The sequence below is a fragment of the Microcystis sp. LE18-22.4A genome (assembly GCF_027531105.1).
Taxonomy (GTDB): domain Bacteria; phylum Cyanobacteriota; class Cyanobacteriia; order Cyanobacteriales; family Microcystaceae; genus Microcystis; species Microcystis aeruginosa.
Genome location: NZ_JAPZRB010000155.1, coordinates 1 through 15,034 on the forward strand (window position 1 = coordinate 1; position 15,034 = coordinate 15,034).

At 40.3% G+C, this 15,034-nt stretch carries 24 protein-coding genes and 2 pseudogenes; 11 read left to right on the forward strand and 15 right to left on the reverse strand.

What is annotated here, in order from left to right; genetic code table 11:
* The first annotated feature begins 269 nt into the window (after positions 1 to 269).
* Both O9295_RS07120 and O9295_RS07125 read left to right on the forward strand, forming a co-directional pair.
* Positions 270 to 551 (forward strand): type II toxin-antitoxin system RelE/ParE family toxin, encoded by a 282-nt coding sequence (locus tag O9295_RS07120; RefSeq protein WP_002795678.1) that lies wholly within the window; start codon positions 270 to 272, stop codon positions 549 to 551.
* 10 nt (positions 552 to 561) lie between these two features.
* Positions 562 to 876, forward strand: a complete 315-nt coding sequence (locus tag O9295_RS07125; protein WP_002801551.1) for a HigA family addiction module antitoxin — start codon at positions 562 to 564, stop codon at positions 874 to 876.
* 186 nt (positions 877 to 1,062) lie between these two features.
* On the opposite strand, the pseudogene O9295_RS07130 reads toward O9295_RS07125, so the two are convergent.
* From O9295_RS07130 to O9295_RS07155, 6 genes and pseudogenes are all read right to left on the reverse strand, one after another.
* Positions 1,063 to 1,322: pseudogene (locus O9295_RS07130) on the reverse strand (Txe/YoeB family addiction module toxin).
* Positions 1,303 to 1,557 carry a hypothetical protein gene (locus O9295_RS07135; protein WP_159294381.1) on the reverse strand — a complete coding sequence of 85 codons (255 nt, stop codon included), beginning with the start codon at positions 1,555 to 1,557 and terminating at the stop codon, positions 1,303 to 1,305. The pseudogene O9295_RS07130 and the gene O9295_RS07135 overlap by 20 nt, the downstream one beginning before the upstream one ends.
* A 231-nt stretch (positions 1,558 to 1,788) precedes the next feature.
* Positions 1,789 to 2,127 carry a DUF2442 domain-containing protein gene (locus O9295_RS07140; protein WP_147072018.1) on the reverse strand — a complete coding sequence of 113 codons (339 nt, stop codon included), beginning with the start codon at positions 2,125 to 2,127 and terminating at the stop codon, positions 1,789 to 1,791.
* Positions 2,081 to 2,338, reverse strand: a complete 258-nt coding sequence (locus O9295_RS07145) for a DUF4160 domain-containing protein (protein ID WP_261779585.1) — start codon at positions 2,336 to 2,338, stop codon at positions 2,081 to 2,083. The genes O9295_RS07140 and O9295_RS07145 overlap by 47 nt, the downstream gene beginning before the upstream one ends.
* Before the next feature lie 166 nt (positions 2,339 to 2,504).
* Positions 2,505 to 2,744, reverse strand: coding sequence for a type II toxin-antitoxin system HicA family toxin (locus O9295_RS07150; protein ID WP_288032495.1), 240 nt, complete (start codon positions 2,742 to 2,744; stop codon positions 2,505 to 2,507).
* Positions 2,744 to 2,962, reverse strand: a complete 219-nt coding sequence (locus tag O9295_RS07155) for a type II toxin-antitoxin system HicB family antitoxin (protein ID WP_288032496.1) — start codon at positions 2,960 to 2,962, stop codon at positions 2,744 to 2,746. The genes O9295_RS07150 and O9295_RS07155 overlap by 1 nt, the downstream gene beginning before the upstream one ends.
* 285 nt (positions 2,963 to 3,247) lie before the next feature.
* On the opposite strand from O9295_RS07155, the gene O9295_RS07160 reads away from it, so the two are divergent.
* The 3 genes from O9295_RS07160 (at position 3,248) to O9295_RS07170 (ending at position 4,010) form a co-directional block, all read left to right on the forward strand.
* Positions 3,248 to 3,481 carry a hypothetical protein gene (locus tag O9295_RS07160; protein ID WP_288032497.1) on the forward strand — a complete coding sequence of 78 codons (234 nt, stop codon included), beginning with the start codon at positions 3,248 to 3,250 and terminating at the stop codon, positions 3,479 to 3,481.
* On the forward strand, positions 3,471 to 3,656 hold the full coding sequence (locus O9295_RS07165; protein ID WP_288032498.1) for a hypothetical protein: 186 nt from the start codon (positions 3,471 to 3,473) through the stop codon (positions 3,654 to 3,656). The genes O9295_RS07160 and O9295_RS07165 overlap by 11 nt, the downstream gene beginning before the upstream one ends.
* Before the next feature lie 135 nt (positions 3,657 to 3,791).
* Positions 3,792 to 4,010, forward strand: coding sequence for a type II toxin-antitoxin system VapC family toxin (locus O9295_RS07170; RefSeq protein WP_288032499.1), 219 nt, complete (start codon positions 3,792 to 3,794; stop codon positions 4,008 to 4,010).
* Between the two features lie 112 nt (positions 4,011 to 4,122).
* Here the strand turns inward: O9295_RS07170 and O9295_RS07175 are convergent, their stop codons facing one another.
* The 8 genes from O9295_RS07175 to O9295_RS07205 form a co-directional block, all read right to left on the reverse strand.
* Complete coding sequence (locus tag O9295_RS07175; RefSeq protein ID WP_288032500.1) at positions 4,123 to 4,332, reverse strand: DUF6887 family protein; 210 nt, start codon at positions 4,330 to 4,332, stop codon at positions 4,123 to 4,125.
* Positions 4,329 to 4,547 (reverse strand): DUF6888 family protein, encoded by a 219-nt coding sequence (locus O9295_RS27740; protein WP_502846494.1) that lies wholly within the window; start codon positions 4,545 to 4,547, stop codon positions 4,329 to 4,331. Before O9295_RS27740 ends, O9295_RS07175 begins: the two co-directional genes overlap by 4 nt.
* Positions 4,548 to 4,689: 142 nt before the next feature.
* On the reverse strand, positions 4,690 to 4,866 hold the full coding sequence (locus O9295_RS07180) for a hypothetical protein (RefSeq protein WP_288032501.1): 177 nt from the start codon (positions 4,864 to 4,866) through the stop codon (positions 4,690 to 4,692).
* Positions 4,847 to 5,020 (reverse strand): hypothetical protein, encoded by a 174-nt coding sequence (locus O9295_RS07185; RefSeq protein ID WP_288032502.1) that lies wholly within the window; start codon positions 5,018 to 5,020, stop codon positions 4,847 to 4,849. The genes O9295_RS07180 and O9295_RS07185 overlap by 20 nt, the downstream gene beginning before the upstream one ends.
* The gene (locus O9295_RS07190) at positions 5,017 to 5,283 is read right to left on the reverse strand and encodes a hypothetical protein (RefSeq protein WP_288032503.1); all 267 of its coding nucleotides are present in this window, start codon (positions 5,281 to 5,283) and stop codon (positions 5,017 to 5,019) included. The genes O9295_RS07185 and O9295_RS07190 overlap by 4 nt, the downstream gene beginning before the upstream one ends.
* A gap of 405 nt (positions 5,284 to 5,688) precedes the next feature.
* Positions 5,689 to 5,898 (reverse strand): hypothetical protein, encoded by a 210-nt coding sequence (locus tag O9295_RS07195; RefSeq protein ID WP_002732654.1) that lies wholly within the window; start codon positions 5,896 to 5,898, stop codon positions 5,689 to 5,691.
* On the reverse strand, positions 5,885 to 6,376 hold the full coding sequence (locus tag O9295_RS07200) for a type II toxin-antitoxin system VapC family toxin (RefSeq protein WP_103113275.1): 492 nt from the start codon (positions 6,374 to 6,376) through the stop codon (positions 5,885 to 5,887). The genes O9295_RS07195 and O9295_RS07200 overlap by 14 nt, the downstream gene beginning before the upstream one ends.
* 126 nt (positions 6,377 to 6,502) lie before the next feature.
* Positions 6,503 to 7,312, reverse strand: coding sequence for a hypothetical protein (locus tag O9295_RS07205; RefSeq protein ID WP_288032505.1), 810 nt, complete (start codon positions 7,310 to 7,312; stop codon positions 6,503 to 6,505).
* Between the two features lie 657 nt (positions 7,313 to 7,969).
* Here O9295_RS07205 and O9295_RS07210 point away from each other — a divergent pair.
* Together O9295_RS07210 and O9295_RS07215 are read left to right on the forward strand one after the other, a co-directional pair.
* The gene (locus O9295_RS07210; RefSeq protein WP_288032506.1) at positions 7,970 to 10,300 is read left to right on the forward strand and encodes a heavy metal translocating P-type ATPase; all 2,331 of its coding nucleotides are present in this window, start codon (positions 7,970 to 7,972) and stop codon (positions 10,298 to 10,300) included.
* Between the two features lie 236 nt (positions 10,301 to 10,536).
* Positions 10,537 to 11,709, forward strand: a complete 1,173-nt coding sequence (locus O9295_RS07215) for a putative hexosyltransferase (protein ID WP_288032507.1) — start codon at positions 10,537 to 10,539, stop codon at positions 11,707 to 11,709.
* A 498-nt stretch (positions 11,710 to 12,207) separates the two neighbouring features.
* Here O9295_RS07215 and O9295_RS07220 read toward each other — a convergent pair whose 3' ends face one another.
* A complete protein-coding gene (locus O9295_RS07220) occupies positions 12,208 to 12,549 on the reverse strand; it encodes a hypothetical protein (RefSeq protein ID WP_008195905.1) in 342 nt (113 codons plus the stop codon).
* Between the two features lie 12 nt (positions 12,550 to 12,561).
* On the opposite strand from O9295_RS07220, the gene holB reads away from it, so the two are divergent.
* The 4 genes and pseudogenes from holB to O9295_RS07240 all read left to right on the forward strand — a co-directional run.
* On the forward strand, positions 12,562 to 13,527 hold the full coding sequence (gene holB, locus O9295_RS07225; protein ID WP_288032508.1) for a DNA polymerase III subunit delta': 966 nt from the start codon (positions 12,562 to 12,564) through the stop codon (positions 13,525 to 13,527).
* A gap of 37 nt (positions 13,528 to 13,564) precedes the next feature.
* Positions 13,565 to 13,783 carry a neurohypophysial hormones like protein gene (locus O9295_RS07230; RefSeq protein WP_190718481.1) on the forward strand — a complete coding sequence of 73 codons (219 nt, stop codon included), beginning with the start codon at positions 13,565 to 13,567 and terminating at the stop codon, positions 13,781 to 13,783.
* A 70-nt stretch (positions 13,784 to 13,853) separates the two neighbouring features.
* A pseudogene (locus O9295_RS07235) lies at positions 13,854 to 14,280 on the forward strand (DUF4351 domain-containing protein); the annotation flags it as partial.
* Positions 14,277 to 15,034: hypothetical protein (locus O9295_RS07240; RefSeq protein ID WP_288032510.1), on the forward strand; the 758-nt coding region annotated here is incomplete at its 3' end. The pseudogene O9295_RS07235 and the gene O9295_RS07240, both read left to right, overlap by 4 nt.

The following is a 15,034-nucleotide window of genomic DNA, read 5'->3' on the forward strand; positions in this document are numbered from 1 at the left end:
CTTCTAGGTTCTGTGTGATAAGTTTAACTTACATAGGATCGATCGATCTTTGTGTCCTTTGTGTCTTTGTGGTTCGTTCCACCCCCTCGCTAGGAGAAATGTATCTTAGAATACATTTTACCCACCAAAGCTGGGAGAGCCCCCCTTTTGCCTCTTGCCTCTTGCCTCTTGCCTTTTGCCTATCCTAATATGTTACCTATACTCAACGGATTTAGTATCAGTTGATGTTCTTGCTTGACATATTACGCAAAACGGAATAGCATTTGAATATGATTCAATCTTTCCGATGCAAGCATACGCGATTACTTTTTGAAGGAGGAGATCCGCCTCGTTTTCGTGGTTTCAAAGATACTGCTATTCGGAAGTTGACTCAATTAGATGCGGCTCAAACCTTAGAGTTTCTGCGCTCTCCACCAGGCAATCAACTTGAAGCTTTAAAAGGCGATAGAAAAGAACAATATAGTATTCGGATTAATTCTCAGTTTCGATTATGTTTTATCTGGACAAATAATGGACCTACTGATGTTGAAATTGTTGATTATCACTCATAAATAATTAATTATGAATAACCGTCCTATTAATCAAATGCGACCGGTTCACCCGGGAGAAATTCTGCGGGAAGATTTTTTGATTCCTCTAAATATGAGCGTGAATGCTTTAGCTTTAGCCTTGAAGGTTCCTGCATCTCGTATTCATGAAATTGTTAAAGAACGTCGTTCTATTTCGGCTGATACGGCAGCAAGATTAGCCTGCTATTTTGGCGGAGATGCTGCTTCCTGGCTCAGTCTTCAAGTAATTTATGATCTGAAGACTTTATCTAACCGTGAGGAGATTATTCAGCAAATTCAGCCCCGTATTTCCGAACAAATTGCCTGATTTTTAATTAGATTAAGTCCCAGAGATTAAAACACTTTCAAAAGGGTAAAAGGTACATGGGACGAACTCTACAAAATCGGCACTCGCTCCTGCTGCTGCCCAAAAAGAGATCGCTCTTGGCGTTCCTATCCCAAGCAATGGCAATTTTAAAGTTTAATCAAGAAGATGACGGCGATTACCTTGAGCCTAGTCATAATGAAATTTACAACTGATAATAATAATTTCTGTTTCTGTAATTTTATATACTAAGCGATGTTCATCATTAATGCGTCTTGACCAATAACCCTTGAGTTGATGTTTTAAGGGTTCGGGTTTACCGATTCCAGAGAAGGGATGGCGCAATATGTCGTCAATTAAATCAAGGATTTTTTATAGAGTTTTTTGTCTTCTATCGCCCATTCATTGAATTCTTTAAAAGCTTTCGGATCAAATACTATATTTTTCACGCCATTCTTTTGTGGTAATTGTCACTAAGTTTTCTTTCTTTTCTATTCTGTCAATAGCTTCGGATAATTCACGCTGATTGGCTTCTGTTGAAAGAAGATATTCGGTTGTATCGGGTTCAGGATCAGATACTAAAATAATGATATCCACATCTGTTCCTTCTTCTAGTTCCGCAGAATAAAGCTCTATTTTTCCTTCTCTGCCAACAATTCCTTTCTGTTTAATCGCTCTAATCATGATTTTTTCTCTTAAGATGTCAAACAATTATGGCTATTATATCAAAATCAGCATGAGTTAGAACTGATGACAAGAAAAGCGATCGCCATTCCCCAAAAATTGATCCCTCCAAAAGCGATCGCCGTTCACCTCATCAAAAAGCGATCACACCATGAGAAGAAAACCTGATCGCGCTAAGGTCCAAAATAATCGCAAATCAGATAGTTATTGTTAAAAAAACAATTTGGTACGTTACATTTCATTAGCGTACCCTACACGATCACCGACCATACTAACCGGTTGCTTGTCGAGGGCAATTTCAAATAAAAATTCAGGGGCAAAGTCTGCTCCGTTTGGCCATTCTATTGTCCGACTATTTACATATACTTTTTGAAATAAACTTTTATCTTTTAAGGGTTCAAAGATTTCTCCATACAATTCTTGTTCTAAATCTACAATCCCTTCTATTCCATTATTAAAGGTTAGCTTTAATTGATAGTTATCCAGATATTCCACACAGATAACATGAAGAAATAGCTCCTTTTTAGGGAAGGGGATCGATTCTGTTAAGAGGTTTTCTTTGACGCGCATTTTCCCAGTTCTCCAATAGTTCAGATTGGTGTAGATCAAGCCACTCCCATATTAAATTTAATCCTCTTTTGGGCATTTGACCACAAACTTCACCTGTTTGAATCATTATAATCGCTTCATAATCTTGATACTCGGCATGGATATGAGGCGGATTGTGATCGTTATAGTTCATTGTGATTTTGATTCCATAGAAGCTTGATAGATTAGGCATGAGTAAGAATCGTAATAAAGGTTGCTTTCTAAAAGTTTGCCCCCTATTGTAAGCGATCGCCCTTGGCGTTCCTATCCCAAGCAACGACAATTTTAAAGTTTAATCAACAAAATAACAGCGATCGCACTTGCCAAGGCCCAAATAATCACATTTAAAGGATTTTGCTTTAAATCTTTTCATAGGAAGCAATAAAATCATCTCGTGAGATACCCGCTTGAGTGCAAATACTCCTTAGTGTAGAGCTTTTAATTTGCTTGTGATTGGGTAGCGTTAAAGGTGTTGTTGTTCCATCTGAATTTTTTCTAATCATAGAAATATGCTCTTTTTCTCTAACAATTGAAAAACCAAATTTTTCAAGAAGTTTAATCACTTTGGCTTTAGGGGCATCAACAGGAAATTTTGCCATTAAACCATTGCCTCTACAACAAAGGCTTCTAATAAAGATGAGTCGGCTTCGAGAACTGATTCCCCAAAGGTTTCAACATGAAAAGCGATCGCTGATCGTACATCATTAAGAGCATCTTCATAGGTATCACCTTCACCGACTACTACGCCTTGAATTCCCAATGGATAGGCAATATAGCCATCAGAATGTTTTTCCACAATGATTTTAATGGATTTCATAAATTGTTGATAGTTTACAGGGATGTCTTGATCCTATCTCATTTCCATAGGACTTTGATAATGACACAGGCGATCGCTATTCCCGAAAAATTGACTTTCCCAAAATGATCGCGGTTTTAAAGTTTAATCAACAAGATGACAGTGTTGCCGAAGGCACTGCGGAGCAGACCGCATTAATAAACATCCCAAAAATCCGATGATTACGGTGAATAACAATCAATTTGGTGCGTTACATTTCATTTATAATATAAATATTCCAAGTAAAAATTATTTGACCAACAGATCATGCTTAATTCTATTGACGCATTATTTGACGGAAAAGTCTTTCATCCAGAGCAACCCGTCCCATTAAAAGCCAATACTCGTGTTCGCATTGTTATCGACAACTTATCCGATGAAAGTAATGAACTCACTTCCTTTTTAGAGACAGCAGAATCATTACAACTAGACGGCCCCTCTGATTGGTCAGAAAATCTAGATAAATATTTATATGGTGAAGAAAAAGAGCATGAATCCTGAGAAATTTCTCGATATAAGTTATGCGATCGCCTTATCTTCATCTACGGACGATTATCATCATAAAGCACTTGTCATTGCCCAACAATTAAAAGCCTCAAAAACACCTTTAGTTACAACCAGAGCCATTATTTTAGAGATTGGTAAGCTAAGACGCATTTTAACTGCCTATCCTTAGATTAGCTGAATTTCCCCCCAGGGTTGGGGGGGTCTTGCCTTTTGCAAGAGTGCCTCATCTCAACAAGCAATTTAAATACGCGGGCAGCTTAATGCTTTATCTAAACAAAAATATCGCTCTAAGTCCATTAAATTATTGTCCTCATTAGAAAAGGACAAAACGGTGACAGTTATTCCCTTATCGGAAACTCTTTATCAAAAAGCTTTTCAACTATATTGTCAAAGAAACGATAAAAATTGGGGAATTGTTGACTGTATTTCTTTTATTGTAATGGGAGAGCGTAGAATAACGGAAGCATTAACAACGGATATTCATTTTCAGCAAGCTGGTTTTCGCGCTTTATTGAGAGATTAATCTCACGACAGGCGATCGCGTTGTAAATTTTGAGTTTATGTCAGGTGATCGCACTTTCAACAACCAAAGGATCGCACTTTCAAATCAAAACGATCGCATTTATGACGAATAATCAAGGTTGAGAGTTTTGGCGAAAACGCGCTGTAAACTCAGGATATTTTTCTAAATCTTCAACTGAATCTACTGGAGGCATTTCAATCCAATTTCCTTCCTGATGTAATCTGTCTATATAAGCATAGAAGGCTTCTTGATCATCTCTGTGAGAAAGCGTATAATCTCGCAGTTCTTTTTGACTCATTTCTTGAAATTTGGGTTGACTCATGCAATGTACCTCCAGTTTCCGTTTGGATAGATTTCAATAATGTTTTCCTCTCCTGCCAGGAAAAAAATATTTCCTGTGCGGTCATCTAGACGAACAATGTTAATAGGTAAATAAAGTCTAGTAAACCAACAACACAGGACATAACATCTTGTTTTTTGCTCTGACTTAGCTATAATTATAACTCCTTTTTTGGTTAATTTGAAAGACGATATCAATTATAAAATAGGCGTGTTAAAAATGATGATAGAAAAATTGAAAAAAATCCCTTTTTGGCGATCACATTAATAAACATCCCAAAAATCAGATGATTACGGTGAATAATAATTAATTTGGTGCGTTAATGAAATGTAACTCACCTTATTTATTATTTATGTACTCCCACCATACTTTTAAATCGCTTTCATTAATCCTTTTTTTTAGATATTCAACTTGCTCTAAATAACTAAAATTTTTCATTTCTTCAGCTATTTTTTCTTGACTATATTGTTTAAAAGCAAAACAGTCAAAACCTTTTTTAATTGTCGTTGATTTCATCAATTGTTACCTCCAAAGGAGAAATAATAGTTAAAATTCCATAGCCATTGAGTAGATTAATTTGATTATATCCTTTCATTTTATCCAAACGAACAATATGCTTAAAATTCCCTGAAATAATTGCATCTGCCCTAGCAACGGTAGCTGCTGTCACATGAGTTGCATCGTTAATGGATTTTGACGTAAAGACACCCCCATTAATATAATCACTTCTAGGACACTTTGAGGGATAGATAATAAAATAGTTTTAACTGCTTGAGGTGCATCAATTAATTCATTAATAATAATTTCGCTAATTAGTAAAATAAATTTTTCTTGCTTAATTAATTCTATTAAATTATTTGACTCTACCGAAAATTCATCGTCTAAGCACCCTCCAATAACTGATGTATCGATATAAATTCTAAGTTTCTTCATCTATTTGTGATCAGCTTAAAATAATAATACAAGACTTTTCTCCGAAAGATCAATATAACATATTTTTCGGTACGACGGCTCATGTGTTTGAGTGCGCTCGCAGATCTTGTAGTGAAAAATCAGATAATTACGGTGAATAGCAATCAATTTGGTGCGTTACATTTCATTAACGCACCCTACAAGATCTCTTGACTGAATTTTATTTGTCCCTCATTCTATCGCATTTGAGCTTTATTTTGAGGGTTTGCGAGGGAATTAGTGCGTTCACTTCGTTAACGCACCCTACAAGTTCAGCGTACTGCTACGCAGTGCCTTCGGCATCGCAATCATAACTAACCAATCGGACTATTTACAAAGACAAGTACGAATCATTGTCGGTCTAACGGCTAAGTTGAGCCGCCACGATTAGATTTGAGATTCTTGTGGTTCATCCTGTTTTGGTCGGCTCCAACGACTTGTTAGACCTTGCTTTGGTGGTAAGCTGACTACCTGCCTGCCACTTTCTGCTTGTCTTTTTTGCCAATCTACAAACATTGCATCCAAATCGTAGTTAAAGGATTTAGCGTGTTCTTCTCGAAATTTATGAATTTCATCTAAAATGTCATCTTGCCACATCGTTATAATCTCCTAAAAGTTCGTAAGGAGTACAAATTATGGGTAACTCGTATCCCAAATCAAGACTGAGCTCTGCCAACTTCCTCTGAATTTGAGCGTTGGCAATATGTTTACAGTTCCATGTTAACAAGTAATCTAGCCCGTGGACAGTCGCCGCAGCAATGTGAACCGCATCATCAGAAGCTTTGGCAGGAAGGTTGCTTCGTATAAGAAACTGGGCTGCCAAGTTGCGTACAGCCTGATTGAGTTCAACCAAAGGCATTTCATTGACAATTTCTAACCTTTTCAAAGCAATCTCTGTATCTCCCTTAGCGACTTCATCTAAAACAACCTGTGAAATATAGAGAACAAAATCATTACGGCGATTTTGCCACCAGTCCCTTGTCGTTTCGATATTCCCAGCAATAACCAAATTTCGGGTCGATCTGGCTGTCAGATAGCCAATAACGCTGGTTTCAATATAGACGCTTTCACTCACGGCAATCTAGAAAATCTATCCAACGTCTATCCTACTGCATTTAATCTTGGTTTTGAGGGAGTTGGGTTTCCTGCCGTCAACCCAACCTACAAGATCAGCGATCGCACTTGCATTAGGGAACGCACCCTACGGCTGCTGATGCCATTCTATAGCTTCTACAAGAAATGCTGGTCTCACTGGTGTCGAACTTTCTCCGAAAATTGAGTGCATCTCTCCCTCTCGGTTAACAGCTATATAAGCAAGTGCTATACCTTCCTGTATAAGGTTCCATGAGTCCCAGCAGTAGACGATGAATGCAATCCTCTTAGTTGATTTGAGGAAGATTTGAGCTGCCTGGATGAGTTCTTTTTGAGTTAACAATCCCGACAAGTTAACTTTGCAAAAAATCACACCATTCCCATCTTGTGGAAGCTGTGATCTTGTCTTCTTAAATTTATTTATAATCTGCTGCTCTGTTGTGAAGTCTATTTGTTTAGCCTTAACCTCAACATTAAGAGAGTTATAAAGAAAGAATTCTTTTACCTCAATATCAAAGTCTGCCCCCTTGACACCGCTTTCAACTACAAGTCGGACTGATTTTGAACTTTTCAAGAACCAGTAAGCAGCTGTCAATTCATAATAAGTAGACTCAAAATTATTTGTATCTTTGTTTCGCAGAAACTCAGCAAATCCTTCTTGATCTTTTAAAGACCAAAGCATATGAGCAAGATGAATAATTCGGACATCACTTTTGTTTGCAAAAAAATCCTGTCTATGACCAAATGTCGTACATTCCTTAGCCCAAAAGTAACGTCCAAGAGTGTTTATTATTACTGATTGAGCCAAAGCAAGCTCTAAGCCTGAATATAAATCTATTCCAATTTTTCTTAAATCTTCAATCTGTTCATGAAAGATTTCTGGACACAAATTATGAATTCCAGGTGTTCTTGATTGCATAAGGACTGGTAGTGGTTGAGATCACTTGGCGATGCACCTAACTTTAATCATACCGCTCTCTGCGGTCTAGCACCTTACCCGATCCTACTATACCACCCGCATCGGTGTAACAGCCCCTAAATAAAACTTAATACCGCACCTTGGAGTTTAATCACCTCAATTTGGGCATAATTACCATAGAAGGCGGTCTAACATTGCGCTCAAGTGGATTTTACCCTATTTGCCGATGACAGAATCCGAGAAGTCATGCGCCTGTTTACTGACCCGTTTGTAGTATAGTTTGCTATTAGCCCAGTAGCGTGTGTTAGCGTTAGCGTAACGCACGAATTGAACATCAGATAAGGTGCGTTACATTTCATTAACGCACCCTACAAGATCGGCTTTTGGCTCTTCTGGTTTCTGTGTGGAAATGAGGTCTATACTGATAGTTTATTTAACAAAATAGTCCTAAAAGTCTTTCCCAGTAAACATTTCACGATTTCATAAGCAAAAATTATCACACAAAGTCGAGAAGAGCCGGCTTTTGACTAAGTTGACACTATTGTAGTCTAACTATTACCGATCGAGAATGAATCAGGAAGAGATCGCCAAAATAGTTTAAAAATCGGCCGAGAATTTCTAGGATAGAAGTAAAGACCATCCTTGCCTACTTTTTCTATGATCCTAGCCGCCGAAACTGGACTAAAAACCGCTACTCTAGACGTAAAAGGCATGAAATGCGCCGGCTGTGTGAGTGCCGTAGAAAGACAACTCAGCCAAAATCAAGGGGTAAAATCGGCCCAAGTTAACCTAATCACGGAAATTGCCGTGATTGAATACCAACCAGAAGCGATCGCACCAGAGCAGTTAGCCGCAAAATTAACCGCGATTGGATTCCCCACCCAACCGCGCAGCTCATCGACTCCCCTTTCTCAACAAAATCAACGTCGGCAAAACCAACAAAAAGAACAGCAACAACAATTATACCGATTAGCGATCGCTTGTTGTTTACTGGTTTTTTCCCTGATTGGTCACTTACACCACATCGGGGGACCAGAAATCCCCATCTTTCAAAGTATTGCTTTTCACTGGACTTTAGCCACCCTAGCCATTTTATTCCCCGGCCGCGATATTTTCATCGATGGTTGGCGCGGATTACGGCACGGTATGCCAAATATGAACACTCTCGTTAGTTTAGGCACAGGTAGCGCCTATATAGCCAGTTGTTTGGCTCTTATCTTCCCTAATCTCGGTTTAGAGTGCTTTTTCGATGAACCGGTCATGCTGTTAGGGTTTATTCTCCTCGGACGGACTCTAGAAGCGCATTCCCGTCATCGCGCAGCCGCAGACTTAGAAGCGCTTACCTCCCTACAACCGGCAGTGGCTCACCTGATTGGTAGTACAGATGACCGTGTGGGTGTGGCCATTCCCGTGGAACAGTTGCGCGTCGGGGAATGGGTGCGCGTCTTACCCGGGGAAAAAATTCCCGTGGATGGGGAGATTATTCAGGGAAGAACCACAGTAGATGAAGCTTTGTTAACGGGGGAATCGCTGCCGGTGGTTAAGGAAATGGGAGATCTAGTCATTGCTGGCAGTTTCAATCTCTCTGGTGCGATTGCGGTGCAAACTCGTCAGGTGGGGACCGATACCACCCTAGCTAAGATTATCGCAGCCGTGGAATCAGCCCAAACTCGCAAGGCCCCAGTACAGAAGATAGCGGACCGGGTAGCGGGTTATTTTGCCTACGGAGTCATGATAATTGCCCTAATTGTGCTGCTCTTTTGGTATTTTTGGGGAACTAGGCTCTTTCCAGAGGTGTTAGGATCAACCACAGGACACCACGAGATGATTCAACCCACTTCTCCCCTACTTTTGTCCCTAAAATTAGCGATTTCTGTGCTTGTGGTCGCTTGTCCCTGCGCTCTCGGTTTAGCCACACCGACGGCCCTACTGGTGGGAACCAGTTTAGCAGCCGAACGGGGTATTTTAATTAAAGGGGGCGATGTTTTGGAAACCGTCTCGCGACTGCAAACGGTGGTTTTTGACAAAACGGGAACCCTCAGCCAAGGTCATCCGGAAATTACCGATTGTTTGAGTTTTTCTGAGCTTAATCCCCTGGAAATTCAACAATTAGCGGCAGTAGTGGAGAGTGGTACTAATCATCCTCTTGCTCAGGCGATTTTAGACGCGGTTACTCCCCCTACTAACCTGACGGGAGAAGATTTTCAAACTGTGGCCGGATTGGGAGTTTCGGCAAGGGTGCAGGGGTCGAAAATTGTTCTAGGAAATCGGCAATGGTTGGCGCAGAACGACATTAAAATCGATGAAACTATCTGGGGGATTCAAGAGCTTTTACAAGCGGGTAAAACGGTGATTTATCTGGGGATGGAAGAACAATTACTCGGCGCGATCGCTTTTCAGGATCGATTACGTCCCGATGCTCAAACAACCGTGAATCAGTTGCAAAAACTCGGTTTAGAGGTGATTTTACTCAGTGGCGATCGCCAAGAAGTGGTGACAGCGATCGCTAATAGTTTGGGTATTAGCCAATTTTATGCCGAAGTTGCCCCCACCGAAAAATCCGCCTTAATTGCCGACCTACAGACAAAAGAGGGCAAAATTGTGGCTATGGTTGGGGATGGTATCAATGACGCTCCTGCACTAGGACAGGCTAACATCGGTATTGCTCTGGCCGGTGGCACGGAAGTGGCCATGGAAACGGCTGGGATCGTTTTAATTAGCGATCGCCTGGAGGATGTGGTGCAATCTCTGCATTTAAGTCTGGCCACATGGCAAAAAATCCGACAAAATCTTTTTTGGGCTTTGGGTTATAATACCTTTGCTATTCCCATTGCTGGTGGTTTATTACTGCCCCGTTGGGGTCTAGCTTTCAGTCCGGCCCTAGCAGCAGCTTTGATGGCTTTTAGTTCGGTTATGGTAGTCAGTAATTCCCTGCTTTTACGTCGTCAATTTCCTCCGCTCAAATCGACGCAGGAAGAGAATAGATAATCAGTTTTTAATAACTGGATTTAGTATAATTCTCCCTCTCTGCTGCTCCAGGAGAGTCCTTCCACAGGGTCAATACCACTGTCTGCTTGACACCCCCCCCTGAACAGTTACAGTTGTTAGACAGTGGAAGAGGCTTCTAGTTCCTGTGGACGGGCAAGATGCCCATCCCAAGTTTCATATTTAATTACAACCAGCTACTTACACTTAATATTTGATGTTTAATTAGGTTATTTTTCATGAATTTACTACAAAGTTTCTGGCGCAGATTTGAAAATCAAACCATTGTGATAGTTAGTGTAATTGTTGCCTTTTTACTACGGCTGAGTTGCTGGCAAAACTTAACTTCAGATATGAAAGATTACAGTAAGTGGTACGATTTTATCGTCCAGAACGGAGGATTTAGTGCTTTTAAATATGATTTTGCTAACTACAATCCTCCTTACTTGTATTTAATGGTTATTGCTTCTTATATTTATTCTAGTTTGCCTAAAATTCTTGCGATCAAGCTGATTACAATCCCTTTTGATTTTCTCTGTGCTTTTTTTGTTTATAAGCTGGTTCGCCTCAAATATTCTAGAGGCAAATTACCAATTATTGCTGCTCTTGCTGTCTTGTTTTCTCCTACAGTTTTTTTGAATAGTTCTTACTGGGGACAGACAGATATGCTTTATACATTTTGGTTAGTTGCCTGTCTCTATTATCTAGCTATTGAGCAGAATATATTAGGATTAATCTGTTTTGGTATTGCTGTTTCTTTTAAGCAACAAGCAGTGTTTTTTGCGCCTTTTTTAATCATGCTTGGTGTCAAAAAATATATCTCTTGGTCTTCATTATTAATTGTTCCCTTAGTATATTTGATATCTCTAGTTCCAAGTTGGATAGCAGGCAGATCAGTAAAAAGTTTATTATCAATTTATCTCAATCAAGCTGGAACATTTAAAGAGCTGACTTTATCTGCTCCTAATCTGTATCAATGGATTTCCAATCAATTTTATTCAATGGTTGTTCCCCTGGGGGCATTGCTGACAGTAACTGTTATTGTGTGCCTCGTTTACATAATTTACAAAAGTCATCTTAAAATTACTACACCAGTAATGATTCAACTGGCTCTTATCTCAGTCTTGGTTGTCCCTTATTTACTGCCGAAGATGCACGAAAGATACTTTTTTGCTGCCGATGTTATTTCCATTATTTTTGGTTTTTATTACCCCCGCTATTTTTTCGTGCCAATTATTATTAATCTTGTATCTCTCTTCAGTTATTTTCCTTATCTAATGCTTCAACATGATGTAGAAGTGGAGATAGTTTCTTTGCCAATCTTGTCTCTCATTTTAGGATTGACAATATTAATTACTCTTTATCATCTACATCAAACTCTTCAGGAAGCTGAACAACAGAAATTACTCTAACAATTTTCCTTTCTGTTATTGCCAGAGGACATAGACCTAGATCGATCGATCTTTGTGTCCTCTGTGTCTCTGTGGTTCCTTCCACTCCCTCGCTAGGAGGAATGTATCTTAGAATACATTTTACCCACCAAACCTGGGAGAGCCCAATTCCTGAGATTGTGGGCTCTTAGTCTAACAAAGCCCATGCACACCGACCGTCGAAACTGGATCGCTATGATGCAGAAGTTATCTGGCGTGGGTGATGGCCAGCGTTACCAGGAAAAGTGAATAAACATTATACTAAATTGGGTTACACTTCATCTTTAGGAGAAACGCTCTAATATAGATATTTCGACCAAATTGAGATGCACCCAATTTGGTATCATCTCTGGATGACCAGCTACTGTTCTGGCGTTCCCAAAAACTAGAGACTTCCCACCTCACCATTAAGATAACTGCTATAAGATGGTATTTAGTCCCCAAGTCTTTGTCAGTTGACGGAGACAGGAACAAATCGGGTTAAGCGGTAATTCTGGTCAGCGATTGACCTTGATAATTGTTGGTAATAATCTGGTGAATAGATTGGAAAAATTGCCGACAACGATTATTAGTTCTCAGGGGCAATTCATGATTTTTTACCAATAAATCGATCTGAAGTTCCGAGCTAGTGGGAGGATGAATAAATAATTCCACTTTCACTAACTGGGGAAAGAGAGCATCGTTAGGAACTTCCGATAAAAGCAAGACATCGGGCCGGCGCTTGATGATTTCAAATTCACCCAAACTTAGGATATCATCGTATAAAAACCCGGTCTGATGAGGAGAAATTCCGACAAAATAAGAACAGGAATAGCGAGCCATGGCAGGGAAAAGATGATAGATTGGTCACGGTTAATCGGTCAAAATCAGGCCATTGAACTACTACAAAGAGCGCTTGAAATCAATTCGATCGCTCCCGCTTACTTATTCGCCGGCGCTAGGGGTATCGGACGCAATCTAGCAGCAAAATGTTTCTGTCAAGACTTATTAACTAGAGATCGATCGCCGGAAACAAGGGAATTAATCCTGAAACGCTTTCTGGGAGGCAATCATCCCGATTTACTCTGGATTGAACCCACTTATCAACACCAAGGCAAACTGCTCACCGCAAAAGAAGCACAGGAAAGCAATCTCAAGCGTAAAGCCCCCCCGCAAATCCGCATCGAGCAAATTCGCGAGATTACTAACTTTTTAAGTCGTCCTCCCCTGGAATCGTCCCGCTCTGTGGTAGTGATCGAGCAAGCAGACACCATGACGGAATCGGCGGCAAATGCCCTCTTAAAAACGCTTGAGGAACCGGGAAAAGCCACTTTAATCCTGATTGCTCCCAGTCCCTCCTCTTTATTACCCACTCTCGTTTCTCGCTGTCAACACATCCCTTTTCAGCGTCTTTCGGAAGAAAATCTCGCTCAAGTCCTCCGCTCTAACGGACACGCTCGCGTTCTCAATTATCCGGCAATTCTCGGTTTAGCCCAAGGTAGCCCCGGAGAAGCGATCGCCGCTTTAGAGTTTCTCGACAGTCTCCCCCAAGATTTACCGCGATCTTTGAGCAAATTTCCCCTAAAACTCTCCCAAGCACTGGAATTAGCCAAAATTATCCCTCAAACTCTTGACACGGAAACCCAATTATGGTATGTGAGTTATCTTCAGTATGAGGATTGGCAACGACGACGAGAGCGATCGATTTTAGAAATCTTGGAAAAAACCCGCCGGCAGCTGTTAGCCTACGTTCAACCCCGTTTAGTCTGGGAATGCACTTTCTTGGCATTAGCCAAACTATCCACCGCCCAAAAGTCTTAAAATTGTTATATTTATCGATCGAGTGGGGAGAAAGACCTTGAAAATCAAATCCTTAGTTTTGCTGATTCTGTTAACCTTGACTACGGTTTTAGGTGCTTGTCAGGGAGGAAAAGAAGCCGAAGAACCGAAAACCGTCCCTACCACGGTAGAATCCCCCCAAAAAGACGAAGATAGCGATAAAGACGGGGAAAAGCAGCAAAAAGACGGTGATAATCAACGGGATAAAAAAGACGATGACGATGACGATGACGACTAATTGTAAAAATCAAAAAATTATTGTTAGGGTTAGGAGTCAGTAGCCAGTACTCTCCGATCAGAAAAATAGTAGAGGAGGAACAAGAGAGAGCCATCGATGAATTAACCAGATTATCGCCGAATGCTCCCCTAAAATCGGCTTCTTTAAACTTATTGTATAATCTGAGTAGAAATTTAGAAGCGTTATCGAAAAAAACACAGGAGGATAGGGAGTTTATTATGCGTTTAGCTCCACTTTACCAACAGGATAGGGAACAAGCGGTTCAAGAGGGACTGAAAAGAGGACTACAGCAAGGTGTACAGCAAGGTATTCAACAAGGAAGACAACAGGGAGAAGCGTATTTACTCCTCCGTCAACTTCAACGACGTTTCGGTGAAATACCGCAGAATCTTGAGGAAAACATCCGTAACCTTCCTGTGGAGCGCTTAGAAGACTTAGGACTCGCTTTATTAGACTTTAACACTTTGACGGATTTAGATAACTGGTTGCATCCGTGACGCGCTTTATTTGGGATAAATTTAGCAAAGACTTCTTAGAAACCCTTCTTTCTCCCTACGGTACAGTAGTTGTCAGCAAAGAAGTCACCTCAGAAATTCAAGAAATTGATGTGTATTTTAGTCCTAATACCGAGGCAATTCCCCCTCAGTTAGGACTATTAGGCAAATTATGCCAAAATCCTTGTTTATTAGAACCCTATCGCAATGGGATTACCCTTGATGGTATCAATGATTGTCTGTCCAAGCGCTTTGCTATTCGTGAAATCTTCCACAGAGAAGCAAAGAGAAATAAACAGAGAATATCAGAGGAGGAGATACCTAAGTTATGGATTCTCACCCCTACAGCTAGTGAGCGCATTTTATCCCTGTTTACGGCTCAATTACAACCCAATTGGGGAGAAGGGGTTTATTTTCTCCCGGAGGGTTTCGGTACAGCTATTGTCGTCATTCATCAATTACCCGCAATCCCAGAGACATTATGGCTAAGATTATTGGGTAGAGGAGGAACAAGAGAGAGAGCTATCGATGAATTAGAGAGATTATCACCGAATAATCCCCTAAAATCGGCTTCCTTAAACTTATTGTATAATTTGAGTAGAAATTTAGAAGCGTTATCGAAAAAAACACAGGAGGATAGGGAGTTTATTATGCGTTTAGCTCCACTTTACCAACAGGATAGGGAACAAGCGGTTCAAGAAGGGGTACAGCAGGAAGCATTAAAGTTGGTTATTAGACTTCTTCAACGACGTTTCGG

Coding starts and splice junctions, on each gene's coding strand:
- O9295_RS07215 (WP_288032507.1), top strand. CDS start 10,537: ATGAATTTACTACAAAGTTTCTGGCGCAGATTTGAAAATCAAACCATT.
- O9295_RS07165 (WP_288032498.1), top strand. CDS start 3,471: ATGAATCCTGAGAAATTTCTCGATATAAGTTATGCGATCGCCTTATCT.
- O9295_RS07150 (WP_288032495.1), bottom strand. CDS start 2,744: ATGGCAAAATTTCCTGTTGATGCCCCTAAAGCCAAAGTGATTAAACTT.
- O9295_RS07160 (WP_288032497.1), top strand. CDS start 3,248: ATGCTTAATTCTATTGACGCATTATTTGACGGAAAAGTCTTTCATCCA.
- O9295_RS07145 (WP_261779585.1), bottom strand. CDS start 2,338: ATGCCTAATCTATCAAGCTTCTATGGAATCAAAATCACAATGAACTAT.
- O9295_RS07205 (WP_288032505.1), bottom strand. CDS start 7,312: ATGCAATCAAGAACACCTGGAATTCATAATTTGTGTCCAGAAATCTTT.
- O9295_RS07135 (WP_159294381.1), bottom strand. CDS start 1,557: ATGATTAGAGCGATTAAACAGAAAGGAATTGTTGGCAGAGAAGGAAAA.
- O9295_RS07210 (WP_288032506.1), top strand. CDS start 7,970: ATGATCCTAGCCGCCGAAACTGGACTAAAAACCGCTACTCTAGACGTA.
- O9295_RS07120 (WP_002795678.1), top strand. CDS start 270: ATGATTCAATCTTTCCGATGCAAGCATACGCGATTACTTTTTGAAGGA.
- O9295_RS07125 (WP_002801551.1), top strand. CDS start 562: ATGAATAACCGTCCTATTAATCAAATGCGACCGGTTCACCCGGGAGAA.
- O9295_RS07175 (WP_288032500.1), bottom strand. CDS start 4,332: ATGAGTCAACCCAAATTTCAAGAAATGAGTCAAAAAGAACTGCGAGAT.
- O9295_RS07190 (WP_288032503.1), bottom strand. CDS start 5,283: ATGAAGAAACTTAGAATTTATATCGATACATCAGTTATTGGAGGGTGC.
- holB (WP_288032508.1), top strand. CDS start 12,562: ATGATAGATTGGTCACGGTTAATCGGTCAAAATCAGGCCATTGAACTA.
- O9295_RS07220 (WP_008195905.1), bottom strand. CDS start 12,549: ATGGCTCGCTATTCCTGTTCTTATTTTGTCGGAATTTCTCCTCATCAG.
- O9295_RS07155 (WP_288032496.1), bottom strand. CDS start 2,962: ATGAAATCCATTAAAATCATTGTGGAAAAACATTCTGATGGCTATATT.
- O9295_RS07140 (WP_147072018.1), bottom strand. CDS start 2,127: ATGCGCGTCAAAGAAAACCTCTTAACAGAATCGATCCCCTTCCCTAAA.
- O9295_RS07180 (WP_288032501.1), bottom strand. CDS start 4,866: ATGAAATCAACGACAATTAAAAAAGGTTTTGACTGTTTTGCTTTTAAA.
- O9295_RS07195 (WP_002732654.1), bottom strand. CDS start 5,898: ATGTGGCAAGATGACATTTTAGATGAAATTCATAAATTTCGAGAAGAA.